Annotated in this window: 12 protein-coding genes; 6 read left to right on the forward strand and 6 right to left on the reverse strand. The window is 70.8% G+C overall.

Features of this window, described 5'->3' with window-relative positions; translation table 11 throughout:
• The first annotated feature begins 219 nt into the window (after nt 1-219).
• From recC to recD, 3 genes are read left to right on the forward strand one after another with little or no spacing between them, the layout of a single operon-like run.
• Nucleotides 220-3,564, forward strand: coding sequence for an exodeoxyribonuclease V subunit gamma (gene recC, locus ACIGII_RS10235; RefSeq protein WP_399637398.1), 3,345 nt, complete (start codon nt 220-222; stop codon nt 3,562-3,564).
• Entirely contained in the window at nt 3,561-7,208 is a 3,648-nt protein-coding gene (locus ACIGII_RS10240; protein ID WP_399637401.1) for a UvrD-helicase domain-containing protein, read from the forward strand. Before recC ends, ACIGII_RS10240 begins: the two co-directional genes overlap by 4 nt.
• Nucleotides 7,205-9,094 carry an exodeoxyribonuclease V subunit alpha gene (recD, locus tag ACIGII_RS10245; protein WP_399637403.1) on the forward strand — a complete coding sequence of 630 codons (1,890 nt, stop codon included), beginning with the start codon at nt 7,205-7,207 and terminating at the stop codon, nt 9,092-9,094. The genes ACIGII_RS10240 and recD overlap by 4 nt, the downstream gene beginning before the upstream one ends.
• 27 nt (nt 9,095-9,121) lie before the next feature.
• Here the strand turns inward: recD and ACIGII_RS10250 are convergent, their stop codons facing one another.
• From ACIGII_RS10250 to ACIGII_RS10275, 6 genes are all read right to left on the reverse strand, one after another.
• The gene (locus ACIGII_RS10250) at nt 9,122-9,538 is read right to left on the reverse strand and encodes a hypothetical protein (protein ID WP_399637405.1); all 417 of its coding nucleotides are present in this window, start codon (nt 9,536-9,538) and stop codon (nt 9,122-9,124) included.
• Between the two features lie 35 nt (nt 9,539-9,573).
• The gene (locus tag ACIGII_RS10255) at nt 9,574-11,598 is read right to left on the reverse strand and encodes an FUSC family protein (protein WP_399637459.1); all 2,025 of its coding nucleotides are present in this window, start codon (nt 11,596-11,598) and stop codon (nt 9,574-9,576) included.
• 16 nt (nt 11,599-11,614) lie between these two features.
• Complete coding sequence (locus ACIGII_RS10260) at nt 11,615-13,114, reverse strand: efflux transporter outer membrane subunit (RefSeq protein WP_399637407.1); 1,500 nt, start codon at nt 13,112-13,114, stop codon at nt 11,615-11,617.
• Nucleotides 13,111-14,019, reverse strand: a complete 909-nt coding sequence (locus tag ACIGII_RS10265; protein WP_399637410.1) for an efflux RND transporter periplasmic adaptor subunit — start codon at nt 14,017-14,019, stop codon at nt 13,111-13,113. The genes ACIGII_RS10260 and ACIGII_RS10265 overlap by 4 nt, the downstream gene beginning before the upstream one ends.
• Nucleotides 14,016-14,225: a DUF1656 domain-containing protein gene (locus ACIGII_RS10270; RefSeq protein WP_017354740.1), complete on the reverse strand. Its 210-nt coding sequence runs from the start codon at nt 14,223-14,225 to the stop codon at nt 14,016-14,018. The genes ACIGII_RS10265 and ACIGII_RS10270 overlap by 4 nt, the downstream gene beginning before the upstream one ends.
• A gap of 84 nt (nt 14,226-14,309) precedes the next feature.
• Nucleotides 14,310-14,765 carry a MarR family winged helix-turn-helix transcriptional regulator gene (locus tag ACIGII_RS10275; RefSeq protein ID WP_399637413.1) on the reverse strand — a complete coding sequence of 152 codons (456 nt, stop codon included), beginning with the start codon at nt 14,763-14,765 and terminating at the stop codon, nt 14,310-14,312.
• A gap of 156 nt (nt 14,766-14,921) precedes the next feature.
• Here ACIGII_RS10275 and folE point away from each other — a divergent pair, with 156 nt between their 5' ends.
• The 3 genes from folE to ACIGII_RS10290 all read left to right on the forward strand — a co-directional run bounded on the left by folE (nt 14,922) and on the right by ACIGII_RS10290 (nt 17,776).
• Nucleotides 14,922-15,524: a GTP cyclohydrolase I FolE gene (gene folE / locus ACIGII_RS10280; protein WP_314105569.1), complete on the forward strand. Its 603-nt coding sequence runs from the start codon at nt 14,922-14,924 to the stop codon at nt 15,522-15,524.
• Nucleotides 15,525-15,618: 94 nt separating this feature from the next.
• Nucleotides 15,619-17,088: a DUF3375 domain-containing protein gene (locus ACIGII_RS10285; protein WP_399637415.1), complete on the forward strand. Its 1,470-nt coding sequence runs from the start codon at nt 15,619-15,621 to the stop codon at nt 17,086-17,088.
• On the forward strand, nt 17,075-17,776 hold the full coding sequence (locus ACIGII_RS10290; RefSeq protein ID WP_399637418.1) for a DUF4194 domain-containing protein: 702 nt from the start codon (nt 17,075-17,077) through the stop codon (nt 17,774-17,776). The genes ACIGII_RS10285 and ACIGII_RS10290 overlap by 14 nt, the downstream gene beginning before the upstream one ends.
• Nucleotides 17,777-17,786: the final 10 nt, after the last annotated feature.

Consider the following 17,786-nt stretch of genomic DNA (forward strand, 5'->3'; position numbering starts at 1 on the left):
AAAATTCCAACGTTCTAAGATCGTGGTCAGCGGCTGAACAAAACCGAACTGGACCGTGCAGTATTGTCGCACGCCCACCCGCAGGCGCCGCTTCCAGGGGGAGCATGCGGTGAAACAGAGCGTAGCGTTGCCTCCCCCAATGGGCCGCTGGCGACATCGGCGCTCCGCCCGTTATCAGGGAGGGTCGAGATTGGCGCCGCGCTGCGGCACACTGCCGCGATGACCGACCCCGCTTCAGACTTCCGCCTTTACCACTCCAATTCGCTCGACGTACTGGCCGCACTGCTGGCCCGGACGCTGCGCGAGCCGGTGGCCGGGCAGTCGATCCTGGAGCCGGACGTGGTGCTGATTCCGCAGGTGGCGATGCGTCGCTGGCTGCAGTCCACCCTGGCTGCCGAGTATGGCATTGCCGCCAACCTGGCGTTCCTGACCCCGGGCGAGTTCGTGGCGCACGCGCTCAACGCCAACGTGCCCGGGGAGCACGACGACCTCACTGCCGCCGCGATGCACTGGAAGGTGTATGCCGCGCTGACCGATCCAGCGGTGATGTCGCAGCCGCCGCTGCGCGCGCTGCAGGCGTACCTGTCCCGGCCGGACCCGCTGAAACCCTGGGCACTGGCCGGCGAACTGGCGTCGGTCTTCGAAAAGTACCAGGCGTGGCGCCGCGACTGGCTGCTGCGCTGGGAGGCCGGCGCCGACCCGCACGACCCGCAGGCGATCCTGTGGCGGCGCATCGGCAGCGGCCACCAGTACCGCGCGCGGCGCATCCACGCGTACCTGGAGGGCTTCGAAGGCGCCGCGCGGCCGCTGCCGGCGGGGCTGCCGCCGCGACTGTTCGCCTTCGCCACCTTGAACGTGTCGCCCGATGTCCTGCGCGTGATCGCCACCCAGGCCCGGGTGGGCACGCTGCACTTCTACATGCCGACCCCGACGCGCTCGTACTGGGGCGACCTGCAGACCCTGGGCGGGCGCCTGCGCAGCGGCGCGGCCGACCCGTTCGGCAGTGGCGCTGACGACAACCGCCTGCTGCAGGCGTGGGGTGCGGCCGGGCGCGACTTCATGGCGGTGCTGGGCAGCTACGAAGTCGTGCACCCCTCCGGCGAGATTGCCGCCTACGACGACCCCGAAGAGGACGCGCGCCCGGACATGGCCCACGGCGGCCTGTCCGACAGCCTGCTGCATCGCCTGCAGCGCGACCTGTTCCATCGCCGCGCCACCCCCGAAGGTGCGCTGCGCCCCCACCTGCTGCGCAACGACCCCAGCCTGCAGGTACACGCCTGCCATACCCGCCTGCGTGAACTGCAGGTGCTGCACGACCAGCTGCGCGCGCTGTTGCAGGACCCGCGCTTCGACCCACCGCTGCAGGCGCGCGACATCGCGGTGCTGGCGCCGGACATCGACCCGTACGTGCCCTACCTGGAAGCGGTGTTCGGTGGCCGCAGCGGCGGCGAGGACCACATTCCCTATGCGCTGGCCGACACCAGCCCGCTGACCGGCGAACCGCTGGCCGATGTGTTCGTGCACCTGCTCGGCCTGCCGGTGTCGCGCTTCGGCCTCAACGAGGTGCTGGACCTGCTGGCCAGCGCACCGCTGGCCGAATCGGCCGGGCTGGACGCTGCTGCGTTCGACCGCCTGCACGACTGGCTGCAGGCGGCCGGCGCGCGCTGGGGATTGAACGCCGCCCACCGCGCCCAGCACCAGGCGCCGGACGATGATGCCTACACTTGGCAGTTCGCCTTGGATCGCCTGCTGCTTGGCCATGCCAGCGGCAGCGACGGTGACATCGCCGGGGTGGCGCCGTGGCCGGAGCTGGAAGGCAGCGCGCTGGATGCACTGGACCGCCTGCTGGGCGTGATGCGGGTGCTGGCCCGATACCAGCGCGCGCTGGGCGAGGCGCTGACCCCGGCGCAGTGGCGCCAGCGCCTGCTGGCGCTGCTCGACGCGCTGCTGCCCGACGCCCCGCAAGCGGCCAGCAGCCAGCGCGCGCTGGAGCGGCTGCGCAAACTGATCAACGAGTTCGCCCGTGATGCCGAACGCGCCGGGTTCGCCGACACGGTACCGCCGGACGTGGTGCGTGCGCATTTTGCCGGGGCACTCAGCGAAGCCGATACCCGCGCGCCGCTGCTTACCGGCGGCATCAGCTTCGGGCGGATGGTGCCCATGCGCCTGCTGCCGTTCAGGGTGATCTGCGTGCTGGGCCTCAACGATGGCGACTTCCCGCGCCGCGACCCGGCCGCCGGGCTCAACCAGCTCACCGCCGAACTGGGAACCGACAAGCGCCGCCATGGCGACCGTTCGCTGCGTGAGGACGACCGCTTCCTGTTCCTGCAGCTGTTCGCGTCGGCGCAGGACGTGTTCTACCTGAGCTACCTGGGCGCCGATCCGCGCGATGGCAGCACGCGCGAGCCCTCGGTACTGGTCAGCGAACTGATCGATGCGGCGGCCGAATACCACCAGGATCCGCCAGCGGCGGTTGCACAGCTGACCGTGCGCCACTCGCTGCAGCCGTTCTCGCCGGCCGCCTTCGGTGGCGGCGACGAGCCGCGCCGTTTCAGCTACCGCCAGCAATGGCACCCGGCGGCGGGCTCGCTGGGCAGCGCGCGCCGCGCGCCGCCGCCGTGGTTCGAGCAGCCGCTGGCGCCGCTGGAGGATGAGGCGGCGCCCGAGCTGTCGCTGGACGCGCTGCGCCGGTTCCTGATCGACCCGGCCGGGCAGTTCCTGTCGCAGCGGCTCGGGGTGCGGCTGCCCGACGACCTGACCACCGCCGACGACCTGGAGCCACTGGTGCTGGCGGCCCGCGGGCTGGAACAACGCCTGCTGCAGCATGCGGTGATCGAGGCGACCCTGCAGGGCGACGACACGCCGTTGTACGCCCGCCTGCGCGCGCGCGCACTGCTGCCGTCCGGCGCACTGGGCGAACGCCAGTTCACCGCGCTGCAGGCGCAGACCCGACCGTACGCCCTCGCGCTCTCGCAGTGGCGCGATGACAGCAGTGCCGACAGCCGCCGCTACGAGGTGGAGATTGATGGCCTGCGCCTGCATGGTCGGGTGGATGACATCCACCCGCAGGGCATCGTGCGCCTGCGTGCCGGCAGCCTGAATGGCCCCGCCGCGATCCGCCACGGACTGGACTGGCTGCTGGCCAACGCCGCCGGCGATGCGCTGCCGCTGGTCGAATTCCACGACGGCGGCGACGACGGGGTAGGGCCGCACGTGCTGCCCGCATTGCCGGTGCCTGCGGCCAGGGCCGCCCTGCAGGCGCTGCTGCAGCTGCACCGCGACGGCATGCGCGCACCGCTGCTGTACGGGCCGTACACCGCGTGGACGCTGTACCGCGCCCCGGTCGCCAAGCGCGAGGGCGAAGCCTGGGCGCAGTGGCACGGCGGCGACCGCCGCTGGGGCGAAGCCAGCGGCGATGCGATGCAGCTGGCGCTGCGCGGCTGCGATCCCTTCGCCACGGCAGACAGCTACCAACAGCTGCTGCACACCAGCTTCGTGGTGTTCAGCGCAGTGCGCGAGGGCCGGGTCTTCGCGGGCTTCGGCGACGAAGGAGCGGCGGCATGAGCGACCTTGCGCTGCACGACGACCCTTACCTCTCGCTGCCGCTGGAAGGCGTGCGCCTGATCGAGGCCAGCGCCGGCACCGGCAAGACCTTCACCCTGGCCACGCTGTTCACCCGCCTGGTGGTGGAGCAGGGCTACCGGATCGGCCAGATCCTGGCCGTGACCTTCACCGACGCGGCCACCCAGGAGCTGCGCAAGCGCATCCGCGAGCGCCTGGCGCTGGCCGCGCAGCTGCTGGCACGCGTGCCGGCCACCGGCGAGCCGCCGGAGGTGCAGCTCACCCGCTACCTGCTGCAGCGCGAACTGGCCTTGGGCAAGGAGACCCCTGCCGCGCTGGCGCACCGGCTGCAGACCGCTGCCGACGAGATCGACCTCGCCTCGATCTTCACCATCCACGGTTTCTGCACCCGCGTGCTGCGCGAACACGCGCTGGAAAGCGGACACACCTTCGATCCGCCCACCCTGCTCCCCAGCGAACGCGAACTGCACGACCAGCTGGCCGCCGACCTGTGGCGCGTGCATGCCAACGACCCGGCCACGGTGGAGCCGCTGACCCGGCTGTGGTCGACGCCCGATGCGCTGGCGCGCGACCTGCGCGCGCTGATCGCGCCGCTGCCACTGCTGCCGCCGCTGCCCCGGCACCTGCTGGAGGATTCCGGTGCCCGCCTGCAGGCGGCGGCCGCCGCCCTGGGGCGGGCCATCGACGCGCACGTGGAGGAGGCCCACGCGCAGATCGCGCAGGCCTTCGAACGCAAGGTCTTCGATGGGCGGCGCGCGCGTCGCCCCAGCTTCGAGAAGGCCTTCGACGAACTGTATGCCGGCCGTGCGGCCGAAGCCTGGCCGCGCAGCGACACCTCGCACCTGGGCAAGCTGCTGCCGGTAGCGCTGCTCGGGTTCTGCAGGGACGACCAGCAGGGCCAGTGCCCGGCCTCGCCGGTGTTCGATGCGCTGCAGGCCTGGTGGCACGCCGCCGATGCCCATGACCAGTGGCTGCGCCAGCAGTCGGTGCTGTTGCTGCACCAGCTGCGCGGGCAGGCCCGCGACCGGCTGGAGGCACTCAAGCGCGTCGGCCGCGTGCAGACCTACGACGATCTGATCGATGGGGTGGCCGCGGCGCTGGAAGGCCCGCACCGCGCGGCACTGGTGCAGCAGCTGCGTGCCCAGTACCGCATTGCGCTGGTGGACGAATTCCAGGATACCGACGACCGCCAGTGGAGCATCTTCCAGCGCGTGTTCGGCGATTCGCCCGAAACCCGCGATGCCGGCCTGGCGCCGGCGCTGTTCCTGATCGGCGACCCCAAGCAGGCGATCTACGGCTTCCGCGGCGGCGACATCCACACCTACCTCAAGGCCAAGCGCCAGGCCGTGGCCGCGCCGGCGCTGAACCGCAACTTCCGCTCGCGTCCCGGGGTGCTGCGCGCGCTGCAGGCGTTGTACGACGCGGCCGGCGAGCGCGCGTTCCTGGAAGCGGACATCGCCTTCGAACCGGTGCTGCCCGGCAGCACCCGCAGCGACGTCGACTTCCTGCGCGATGGCGCGCCTGCGCCGGGCCTGACCCTGCGCCTGCTGCGCAGCGACGACGGTGCTGCCCTCAAGGCCGACCCGTCGCGCCAGCAGGCGACCGACGCCTGCGTGGCCGCCATCCACCAGGTCCTGCTGGACGGCCGCGAAGGCCGTGCGCTGCTGCGTGGCCAGCCGGTACAACCCGGCGACATCGCCGTGCTGGTGCGCCGCCACCACGAAGCCACCCGCATCCAGCGCGCGCTCAGCGCCGTGGGAATTCCGGCGGTGGCGGCGGGCAAGCAGAGCCTGTACGCCACGCCGGAAGCGCGCGAGCTGCGGGTGCTGCTGCTGGCGCTGCTGCAACCGGCCGATGAGGGCCGCCTGCGCGCGGCGCTGTCGACCGTGCTGCTGGGCGAGAACGCCGCCTCCATCGATGCGATGGAGCGCGACGGCGACCCGCAGCGCGCGTTCCAGACCCGGCTGCTGCTGTGGCGCGAACGCTGGCTGCGGGGCGGCCCGTTCGCGGTCATCGCCGACCTGTGCGCCGAACACGCCGAACGCCTGTTGGGCCTGCTGGATGGCGAACGCCGGCTCACCAACTACCTGCAGCTGGGCGAACTGCTGCAGCAGGCCGCCGGCCAGGCGCTGGGCATGCACGGCCTGCTCGACTGGCTGCAGGTACAGATGGCACATGCCGACCAGGACGACGAACAGCAGCTGCTGCGGCTGGAATCGGATGCGCGCCGGGTGCAGATCATCACCCTGCACAAAAGCAAGGGTCTGGAGTATCCCCTGGTGTACCTGCCGTTCGTGGGCATCGACAGCGGTGGCGGCACTACCGATTCCCACTGCACGGTGTACGCCGCCGACGGCCGTGAGCTGCACTGGAAGCTGGACAAGGACGACGCCTGGCGGGCGGCCAGCGACAGCAGCGCGCAGGAACAGCGCGCCGAAGACGCGCGGCTGCTGTACGTCGGCCTGACCCGCGCCGAGCATGCGCTGTGGATTGCGGCCGGCGACCTGGCCGGGCTGGCGAAGACCCGCCTGGCGCCGATGCTTTCCGACCTCGACGCGCTGCGCGCGCACCCGGACATCGCGGTCATCGAAGGCCCGGTCGAGGCGCGTCCGACGCAGCTGCCGGTGCAGCGCGAAGGCGAACTGCCGCCGGTGCGCGCCATCACCCGGCGGGTGCCACACGATTGGTGGGTCTACAGTTTCACCCAACTGGCGCACGCCGACGCCGGCCACGACACCGACGCGGTGGCCACCGAAGCGCCAGCCCCGGCTGCCGACGAACCGGCCGGCGCGGAACTGCCGCTGGAAGTAGAACCGCCCGCCCCCGGTGAGCCGCAGCAGGAGATCGACCCGCGCTTCATGGGCAGCCGCTTCGGCAACGTGCTGCACGATGCGCTGGAGAACACCGATTTCGCGCGCTGGGCCGACTGGCACGCGGGCGACCCGGCACCGGGCGATGAGGCCGAGGTGCTGCGCGAATCGCTGCGCAGCGAAGGCTACGGCGATGCCGACCTGGACGACGGCGTGGCGGTGCTGGTGCCGCTGGTCGGCCAGACCCTGACCGTGCAGCTGCCCGAAGGCGGCGCGCTGCACAGCGTGCCGCTGCACGACAGGCGGGCCGAAATCGAGTTCCACTTCGCCATGCAGCCCACCGCGGTGCCGGCGCTGCTGCAGCTGCTGCACCACCACGGGCTGGTGCCGGACCGCCGCGGCTTTGGCACGCGACGCCAGCTCGAGGGGCTGATGACCGGCAAGATCGACCTGACGTACGTGCGCGACGGACGCTGGTACGTGCTCGACTACAAATCCAACCGCTTGCCCGGTTACGACGCCCCGCGCCTGGCAGCCGCCATGCAAAGCAGCGAGTACGACCTGCAGGCCCTGATCTACACCGTGGCACTGCACCGCTGGCTGCGCTTCCGTCTGGGCAGCCACTACGTACAGGAGCGCGACCTGGGCGGTATCCGCTATCTGTTCTGCCGCGGCCTGGAAGCGGGACGCGCCGACGCACCGGGCGTGCATGCGCAGCGCTTTGCCCCGGCCCTGGTCGAGGCGATGGATGCACTGTTCGCAGGCGGCCCCGGGAAGCACGCCAAACTGGTGGCACGCGCGCGGGGTGAGGCATGAGCCTGCTCGACGCACTGCTGAAGCAGGGCACCCTGCGCACGCTCGACCATGCGCTGGCGCAGAGCCTGCGCCGGCTGCAGCCGGAGACGCCGGATGCGGTGCTGGCCGCCGCCGCGCTGGCGTCGCTGGCGGTGGCGCAGGGCCACGCCGGGGTCGACCCGGCAGCGCCCCGGCGGTTGGTGGATGCCGAGCTGGACTGGCCTTCGCCGGATACATGGCGGGCGCAGCTGCGTGCCTCGCCGTGGGTGGCATCGCCCGACAGCGACGACGTGCTGGCCGCCGATGCACCGCTGGTGCTCGAACACGGTCTGCTGTACCTGCGCCGTTACCGCGAATACGAACGCCGTTTGGCACTCGGCCTGCAGCGCATCGCCGCGCATTCTCTGCCGGCGCACGATCCGGGCGGGCTCGCCACGCTGTTCGCCCAGCTGTTCCCGCAGGCGCTGGAGGGCATCGACCACCAGGCGCGCGCGGCGGCAGTGGCGCTGCGCCATCCACTGGTGCTGGTCACCGGTGGCCCCGGTACCGGCAAGACCACCACCATCGCGCGCCTGCTGGTGCTGCTGGCCGCGCAGGCGCAGCAGGCCGGTGCGGCCCTGCCACGGGTAGCATTGGCCGCCCCCACCGGCCGCGCCGCCGAGCGCATGGCCGACAGCCTGCGCCAGGCGCTGCAGCGGCTGCGCCTGGTGGGTGTCGCGTCCGACCTGGCCGAGGCCATGCCGACCACCGGGGCGACCCTGCACCGGCTGCTCGGCGTCATTCCCGATTCGCCACGCTTCCGCCACCACGCCGACAACCCGCTGCCGTACGACATCGTGGTCGTGGACGAGGCCTCGATGATCGACCTGCCGCTGATGACCAAGCTGGTCGAAGCGGTGGCCAGCGGCACCCGGCTGGTGCTGCTGGGCGACCCGGACCAGCTGCCGTCGGTGGAAGCCGGCGACGTGCTCAGCGCGATCCTGCAGGCCAGCGGCGACGGCCTGGGCACCCAGGCCGATGACGCGGCCGCGCTGCGCCCGCTGCTGGCCGGCCCTGCGTTGCTGCCGCTGGCCCCGCCCCGCGCGTTCGCCGGTCGCCGCGTGCAGCTGCAGCGCGGGTACCGGCAGAGCGATGCGCTGGACCTGGCGCCGCTGGCGCGCGCGGTGCGCGAGGGCGACAGCGCCACCGCGCTGCAGCTGCTGCGCGGCGGCAGCCTGGCCGGCGTGGCGTTCCACGAAGACCAGGTCGACCCCCTGCTGCAGCACCGGCACACCCTGCTGGCGCACTGGCGCGGGTTGGGCGAAGCCGACGATCCGGTGCAGGCGCTGGCGCAGGCCGGTCGGCTGCGCCTGCTCACCGCGCTGCGCGAGGGACCGCAGGGGGCGCGCGGACTCAACGAGCGGATCGAGGCCGCATTGGCCGGCAGCGTACGCCCGGGCAGCGGCCCGCGTTACTTCCATGGCCGGTTGCTGTTGATCACCGAAAACAGTTACCGGCACCGGTTGTTCAACGGCGACATCGGCCTGTGCCTGCGCAGCCGCGAAGGCGCGATGCTGGCCTGGTTCCCTGGCGACAGTCCGGAGCAGCCACGCGCCTTCCATCCGGCCGCGTTGCCCGCCCACGAGAGTGCCTTCGCCATGACCGTGCACAAGGCACAGGGCTCGGAATTCGATGAGGTCTGGTTGCAGCTGCCCCGGCGCGACAACCGGGTGCTGTCGCGCGAGCTGGTGTACACCGGCATGACCCGCGCGCGGCAGGCATTGCATGTGCTGGGCAGTGCAGAGGTGATGCAGGCCGCGTTGGCGCGGCATGCCAGCCGGTTGTCCGGGCTGGCGCAGCGGCTGGAAGGCAGAGCCGGGCCTTGCCCGGCTGCACCTGAAGCGCCCGCCCAAGGCGAACTCTGGTAGGGAAGGGCGCTACCGCCGCTTGCAGAATCAGGCGTCGCCTTCTTCTTCTTCCCCGGGAATCAGCACGGTGCCGTCCGGGTACACGATCGCACCGTCGCCGCTGACATCGAAGAAGCCGATCTGGTGCTTGTTGGCCAGGATCTGCACCTGGCCATGGGCGTCTTCGGCCACCTCGTCGTCGAACGAGGCATAGATGATATGGGTGCCGATGCTGTAGTCGGTCACCTGCGGGCGGTCATCCTCGTCATCGGACAGCGGGCCGTCCATCGGCGGGAAGTCTTCGGCCAGTTCGGTGAAGAAGGCCTGCAGCGCCGGCACCGAGACGGCGGCGTCGTCGTACTCGTGCTTCTCGTTCCATTCGGTCTGCGCGTTGTACCACTGCAGGAACGCCTCCGCTTCGCGCGGCGCCACGGCCGGGTCGAACACCATCACGTCGTAACTCATTGGGATTACCTTGTTCCATGCAGGAATGCAGGGCGTCAGGATACTCCCCCCTGTGTGACCGCCGGCTGCTCCGGGAACAGCGCATAGCGCAGCCCCAGAACGCCCATCAGCGCTTCATCACGCGCCTTGCCGGCCTCCACCGTCTGCACCCGCTTCAGCGAGGCCTCCAGTTTGGCGTGCAGCGCGTGTGGCGCCGGCTGTGGCCGGCGCAGCGCCACCTGGGCGCGGTAATGCGCGGCCACGTCGTCCAGGATCGCCTCGATCGCCTGCATGCTCGCCGCCGGCAGCCCATGCCGTGCCCGGCGCAGCTGCAGGATGTTCAGGCCGATGCGCGCCTCGGTCAGCATGTCCACCGAGGCGATGTCGCTGCCTTCGGGGGTGGCCGCCAGGCGCGGGGCGAGCAGTCCCAACAGGTCGAGCATGCGCGCGGCGAACTGCTGGCGGTCCTGCTGGCCACGGCCCTCGGCCGCTTCGGCCAGCGTGGTCCAGCCCTGGCGCACCAGGCGGCGGGCGGTCCATTCAGCGCCCACCGAGCGGAACAGCCGGGTCATCACCACGGCAAACCCGATGCCGATGAACATCGCGACCGAGGAATTGATGAAGCTCTGGATATTGGCGCTGTAGGTGTTCTGCACGTTCAGCAGCGCCACCAGGTTGACCGTCAGCGGCAGCCCGATCAGCGCGGTCTTGGGTCGGTGCAGCAGCAGCCCCAGCGGCAGGAAGATCACCGCCAGCACCAGCGCCAGGCTGCCGAAGTCGTGCACCGCCGGGAACACGCCGAACAGGTACACCGCCGCCACCAGGCTGGCCACGATCGCCCACAGCAGGAACTGCAGCATGCTCGGCGCCGGGTCGTCCTGTGCGGCGAAGAACGCGGCGGCCACCGCGGCCATCATCGCGCCGTTGCCGCCGCCTTCCCAGCCGAGGCCGATCCACAGCGCGCAGTAGGTCATCAGCGCCACGCCGGCACTGGCCGCCGAGAACAGCGCCATGCCGTAATCCACGTGGCGGCTGGCGCCCAGGCGCTTGGCGTTGATCCGGTAGTGGGCAACGTCGCGCGGCGCGGTCCCGTTCTCGATGGCCTGGTGCAGCGTGGCGCAGTCCTGCCACAGGTCCACCAGCTCCTCCAGCCGGAGCAGCAGGGTGACCAGCAGCAGGTGGTCCAGCTCGCCATCCACCGCCGGCTTCAGCGCCAGGATGCGCGCGCGCAGCGCGGCATACTCGCTGGCGCTGGAGCGGCCCGGCTGTTCCAGCCAGTGCGCGATATCGTCGACCAGCGGCTCCAGTCCCGGCGGCAGCGCGCGACCGCCGGCGCGCAGCGCCCCCAGCCGGTCGGCAATGGACGACAGCACCGGCAGCATCAGCAGCATGCGTTCGCGCAGGCGCTCCATGGACACTGCTGCGCCTGCGTGGCGCGGATCATCGCGGCGCAGGAATTCGATCAGTGCCTCGAACTGCACCAGGTCGGCGGCCAGACGGTTGCGTGGACCATGCGCCTGCCCGCGCAGCAGGATCTGGCGGCACCACTGCGCTGCGTCCCCCATCCAGCTGCGGATCCGCGTGTTGAGCATCGGCCGCGCCGAGGTCGGGAAGAACAACGAGGCGAACAGCACCGCCACCACGGTGCCCAGGATGATCTCCTCGCTGCGCGCCACCACCGTGTCGAAGATGGTGTCCGGCGAGGTCACCGCCGGGAAGCCGATGAACGCGGTGGTGTAGCCAGCCAACAGGAAGGCGTAGCCGCGCGGGCCGCGGTTGAGCAGGGCAATGAACAGGCATGCAGACAGCCACAGCGACATTGCCGCGCTCAGCAGCAGCGGGGTTTCCACCAGGTGCGGCAGCATCCACAGCGTGGCCGCGCCGGCAATGAGCGTGCCGACGATGCGGTACACGCCCTTGGCGCGGGTCGGGCCCAGCATCGGCTGGGTGACGATGTAGACGGTGGCCATCGCCCAGTACGGGCGCGACAGGTTGCCGGCCAGGCCGATGTAGAGCGCGGCGAGGGCGGCCAGGAAGGTTTTTACCGAGAACAGCCAGGCTTGGCGGTCGAGCAGGAGCATGGGGTTGGGGTTTGGGTTATTCATGCCGACTAACAGTCGGCACTACCGTCGGCACTACCGTCGGTGCGGGCGCCGGTGCCACCGCGTCGGCGTTCCAGCCGCCGCCTAGGACCAGGAACAGCTGGATCTGGTCGCGCGAGACCTGCGCCTGCTGTTGCGCGAGCGTGGCATCGGCCGAGACCAGGGTGCGGTCCGCGTCCAGGCTGGACAGGTACGGCGTGCGCCCGCCCTGGTACAGCCGGCGGTTCTGCTCGGCGGCCAGCGCGGCCTGGGCCTGCGCCTGCTGCAGCGACTGCAGGCGCTGCAGGTCGTGCGCGTAGCGGCTGAGCGCGGTCTGGGTTTCGCGCAGCGCCTGCAGCACGCTGTGGTCGAATTCGGCCAGCGCCGCATCGGCGCCGGCTTCGGTGGCGTGGATGCGGGCATGGGTGCCGGAGGAGGGCAGCGTCCAGGAGATCAGCGGACCGATCGACCATTGCTGGGTCAGCGGCTCGCCGAAATCGGCAAGCAGCCCGGCCGCGCCGAGCGAGGCGCCCAGGCGGATGTCCGGATACAGCTCGGCGGTGGCCACGCCGATCCGCGCGGTGGCTGCGGCCAGCTTGCGTTCGGCCTGGCGGATGTCGGGGCGGCGCTGCAGCAGCGCGCGGCCATCGCCTACCGGCAGCGGCTGGGCCAGGGCCGGGGCCTGGTGGCAGTCAGCGACGCCGCCGGGCAGCTGGCCCGGCGTACGCCCCAGCAGGGCAGCCAGTTGATATTCCGAGGCCTGGCGCTGGGCGCGCAGCGGCGGCAACGCCGCTTCCAGCATCGCCACCTGCGCGTTGGCCCGGGCCAGCTCCGGCGGCGTGCCACGCCCGGCATGGATCAGCCGCTGGGTCACCTCGCGGCTGCGCTGCTGCAGCTGCAGCGAATGCTCGGCCACCTGCAGCTCGTGGTTGGCGTGGCAGATCTCCACATAGCTGCCGGCCACCTGCGCCACCAGCGACACCCGCGCCAGGTCCATCGCGGCGGCGGTGGCCTGTTCGTCGGCACGCGAGGCTTCGGCGGCGCGCTTGAGCTTGCCGAACAGGTCGAACTGGTAGGACACGGCGAACTTGCCATCGGCCAGGTTGATCGGCGGCAGCTCGTGCTCGAGCAGGAACGACTCGGCCGACAGCTGCGCACGACTCACCCCGGCCTCGGCCTCGTACTCAACGCCACCCGCGTCCAGCGCCTGCTCGTACACGGCGGCGGCACGACGCAGGTTGGCGTCGGCCACTTTCAGTTCCACGTTGTCGCGCAGCGCCTGTTCGACCAGCCCGTTGAGCGTGGCGTCCTGGTACAGCTCCCACCAGCGTGACGGCAGCGGGGCGCCGGGCGCCACCTGGGGGTTGCCGGTGTCGATGAAGGCGGCATTGGCGTCCGGGCGCTGGAACGCCGCGCTGGCCGGTACCGCGTAATCAGGGCCGACCGTGCGGCATGCCGCCAGGCTGCCGGCGAGCGCCAGCACGGCGCCGATGCGGTGCAGGGCCGGCCGGTTCACAGCGCCGCCCGTGCCGGTTGCGCCGGCGTGGGGGTGGCGGTGTCCGGTTCGATGGTGACCGTGGCGGTGCGTCCGGCAATCAGGTTCACGCCGGTGGGCACGCGGTCGATGTGGATCCGCACCGGGATGCGCTGGGCCAGCCGCACCCAGTCGAAGGCCGGGGTCACGTTCGGCAGCAGGCTGGAACCTTCGCTGCGGTAACGGTCCTCGATGCCGGCGGCAATGCTCTGCACGTGGCCCTGCAGCGGCTGCGCCTCGCCCATCAGACGGATGTCGACCTTCTGCCCGGCATGCACGCCGCGCAGGCGGGTTTCCTCGAAGTAGCCATCCACGCGGAAGGAGCCGGTGTCCAGCACCGCCATGACCGGGCGGCCGGCGGTGACGTAATCGCCCGCGCGCACCGTGCGGTCATTGACGTGGCCATCGCTTGGGCTTCGCACCTCGGTCCGGGCCAGGTTGAGCCGGGCCAGGTCCACCGCCGCCTGCGCCGTGGCGGTGGACGCCTGCGCGGCCTGCAGCTTGGCCCGGCGCACTTCGGCATCCTCGGCCGCCACCAGGTCCTGCAGGCTGCGATCGCGTTTGATCTCCCGGCGCAGCTGCTCCAGGGTGGCGCGGCGCTCGCCCAGCGCCGCCTGTGCCTGTTCCAGCGCGATCTGGTAGCGGGCCCGGTCGACCACGAACAGCACCTCGCCACGCTTCACCGGCTGGTTGTCGGCCACCTTCACCGCTTCCACCAGCCCGGACACGTCCGGGGCGACCTGGACCACGTCGGCGCTGACGTGCGCATCGCGGGTCCACGGCTCGTCCATGTAGTACGACCACAGGTGGCGCAGCACCAGCAGCGCGGCGATGACGGCGACCACGGTCAGGACGACCGGGAAGGTGTGCTTGAGGATCTTGTTCACGATTGCATCCAACGCATCAGGGAAAACAACCCACCGAGGACGATCACGTACACGGCCAGGTTGAACAGGGCGGGGTGCCAGATGTGGCGGTAGGCGCCGGTGCGCTGCAGGACCAGGCGCAGCCCGCTCTTGAGCAGGTACGCCAGCAGCATCAGCCCAAGCAGGGTCGGGACGAACACACCATAGAGACTGAATTCACCGTACATCGGGGCGGGGGTTTCGCAGGGGAGGGCGGAAAGGGGGCATCCCGGCGCCGCAGGGCGGCACCGGGGCAGGAACGCGGCAGTGGTTTACGTCACCCGGTCGGAGGCGTCGGCGAGCAGCTGCCACAGCTTCAGCACGGTGCGCAGCTCGTCGTCGCTCAACTGGCCGAATACTTCCTGGCGCAGGCCGATGAGCGCCGCTTCCAGCTCGCTGACCAGGGCCTCGCCCTTGTCGGTCAGCCACAGCAGGTTGGCGCGGCGGTCGCTGGCGTCGCATTCGCGGCGGACCAGGTCGCTGGCCGAAAGCTTGTCCAGCAGGCGCACCAGCGAGGGGCCTTCCATGCCCAGCAGCTGGGCCAGGGCGACCTGGCGGATGCCACCGCCCGCGCGGCCGATCAGCAGCAGGGGCATGGTGCAGGCGGCAGAAATGCCATAGCTGCCCAGCGCCTGGTCGGCCAGGCGCTGCCACTGCCGCCCGGAATGGAGCAGGCCGGAGCTGAGCTGCATCTGCAGCTGGGTACGTTCGTCAAGGGCGCGTTTCATGTAATAGATAGGATACTACTAATTTCCTTCCTATCAATACCCTTGGCCCAACGGCGGCCCAACGACGCCTTCCAGGGGTGCCGGCCCGCGGGTGGCGCGGGACGTTCATGGGCTCTGTCGGGTACGATGCTCGCCCCCCTTCGGGTGCTGTATGTAATGAGCAAGAAAGACAACGACGCGACCCCGGTGACCCAGGCCGATGCTGAATCGGCGGTACGCACGCTGCTGCGCTGGGCCGGTGAAGACCCCACCCGGGAAGGCCTGCTGGACACCCCGCGGCGCGTGGCCGAAGCCTATGGCGACTGGTTCAGCGGCTATCGCGACGACCCGCGCGCCTACATGGAGCGGACCTTCGAAGAGGTGGCCGGCTATGACGAGCTGATCGTGCTGCGCGACATCGAGTACGAAAGCCACTGCGAACACCACATGGCGCCGATCATCGGCCGCGTCCACGTTGGCTACCTGCCGGCCGGCAAGGTGGTGGGCATCAGCAAGCTGGCCCGCGTGGTCGAAGCCTATGCCCGCCGCTTCCAGGTCCAGGAAAAGATGACCGCGCAGATCGCCCAGTGCATCCAGGACGTGCTGCAGCCGATCGGCGTGGGCGTGGTGGTGGAAGGCGCGCACGAGTGCATGACCACCCGCGGCATCCACAAGCGCGGGGTCAGCATGGTGACGTCCAAGATGCTCGGCAGCTTCCGCGAAGACGCGCGTACCCGCGCCGAGTTCCTGCGCTTCATCGAAGTGGGCGGCAAGCGCTGAACCTGCCGCATGCCCGGTGCGTCGGCACCGGGCCGACCGCCTTCCTGCTGCGCGGCGCACGGCCGCGCGGTGTACTTCCGGATGTCCTGGCTGCATGAAGCACCGCGAACGCATCACCCGTTACCGCACCCTGCGCGACCAGCCCCAGTGGAAGCTGCTGGCCGCCGCCAATGCCCCGGAAATCATCGGCCTGCTGCAGAGCCTGCTGATGGACGGCGAGCGCACCCTGGCCTCGGCGGTCCTGCACGACCGCCTGCAGCGCGCGCTGGACCAGCTCAACGGCGAGGAGCTGTCGCGCGAGCTGCCGCGCACCGCCCAGGCTTACATCGCCCACTGGCTGGCCCAAGGCTGGCTGGAGCGACGCCTGCCCGAGGGCGCCCAGCAGGAGCAGTACGAACTCTCCACCCAGGCGCTGCAGGCGATCCGCTTCGCCGACAGCCTGGAACAGGCCCGCGTCGCCGCCACCGAAAGCCGCCTGGCGCTGGTGATCGAACAGCTGTCGCAGCTGGCCGCGCAGACCGAATCTGACCCGGATGCCCGGCTGTCGGCGCTGCGCGACGAGCGCGACCGCATCGACGCGGAGATCGCGCGGGTCGGCACTGGCCGCGTGGTCGCCCTGGACGGCAAGCGCGCGCTGGAACGCGCGCGCCAGATCATCGGCCTGGCCGATGACCTCACCGAGGACTTCCGCCGGGTCCGCGACGACTTCGAGCGCCTCAACCGCGAATTCCGCGAACGCATCATCGACGACGAGAGCGAGCGCGGCGACGTGCTTTCGCGCCTGTTCGAAGGCGTGGACGTGATCGGCGACAGCGATGCCGGGCGCAGCTTCCAGGCGTTCTGGCGCCTGCTCAACGACGCCGAACAGAGCGCCCAGCTCGACGCCGCGCTGGAAGCGGTGCTGGCGCGGGGCTTTGCGCGCAAGCTGGACCGCAACGAGCGCGCCTTCCTGCGCGGCTTCACCGGCACCATGCTCGAACGCGGCGGCCAAGTCCACGACGTGCTGCAGCACTTCGCGCGCAGCCTGCGCGGCTTCGTGCAGAGCCGGGGGTACCTCGAGCAGCGTCGGCTGACCCAGCTGCTCAAACAGGCGCAGTCCGAAGCACTGGCGCTGCGCGACGACTTCTCCGCCCAGCGCGCGATCGGCCGCGACCTGCAGCTGACCACCAGCCGCCTGCGCTCGTGGAGCCAGTGGAAGCTGCACGATCCGCGCAGCGCCCAGGTCGATGGCAGCGTGCAGCGCAACGACGCGGCCAGCATCAGCCTGGAAAGCGTTGGCGACCTGGTGGCATCGTCGGAAATCGATTTCCGCAGCCTGCGTCGCGACCTGCACGAGCTGCTGGCGCTGCAGCCGAAACTGAGCATCGCCGAGGCCCTGTCGCAGCGCGAAGCGCCGCAGGGCCTGGGCAGCGTGATCGGCTACCTGTCGCTGGGCACCCGCCACGGCCAGGTGGTCGAGGGCGAACAGGAAACCGCGCATTGGCGTGGTGGCGATGGGCAATGGCGGCGGGCCCGTATTCCGCTGGTTTGGTTCACCCAGGAGAAACGCCATGAGCTGGCATGAAGATACCCACGACGCTGCACCGGTGGAAGGCGCCGTCGACGAGCTCGACGCCGAGCCGGTGGTGGTGACCCCGCTGCCGCGCCGCAACAGCGACGTGTTCTACATGGGCGACACCGGCCGCCTGCCGCTGGATGCGCGCCGCGCGCTGTGCCAGCTGCTGATCGGCCCCAGCATCGACCAGCTGCGCCATGCCAAGCTGTGGCCGGCGCTGATCCGCAGCGAAACCGCGATCCGTTCGGCGCTGGCCGACCTGTTCCTGGAGCTGGTGCTGGACCGCGACAGCGGCGTGGCCTTCACCCGCCAGGCCGACACCGAAGACATCGAGGCGCCGGTGCTGCTGCGCAGCTCGCCGTTGACCTTCATCGACTCGGTGCTGCTGCTGTACCTGCGCCAGCAGCTTGCCGAGGCCGACGCGCGCGGCACCCGCGCCGTGGTTGCCGACAACGAGATGGCCGAAGCGCTGGCGATCTACGAGAAGAACCTCTCCACCGACCGCGCCGGCTTCAACCGCCGCGTCGCCGCCGCGGTGCAGAAGATGAAGGAAAACCACATCCTGACCCGCCTGGCGGGCCAGGAGGACCGGCACGAAGTGTCGCCGGCCTTGAAGCTGCTGTTCTCCGCCGAAGATGTTTCGGCGCTGTCGGCGGTCTACCGCCAGCTGCGCGAAACCCCGGCGGCCAACGCCTGAACGGAACGAC

Source organism: Stenotrophomonas sp. NPDC077420 (assembly GCF_044543385.1).
Lineage (GTDB): Bacteria > Pseudomonadota > Gammaproteobacteria > Xanthomonadales > Xanthomonadaceae > Stenotrophomonas.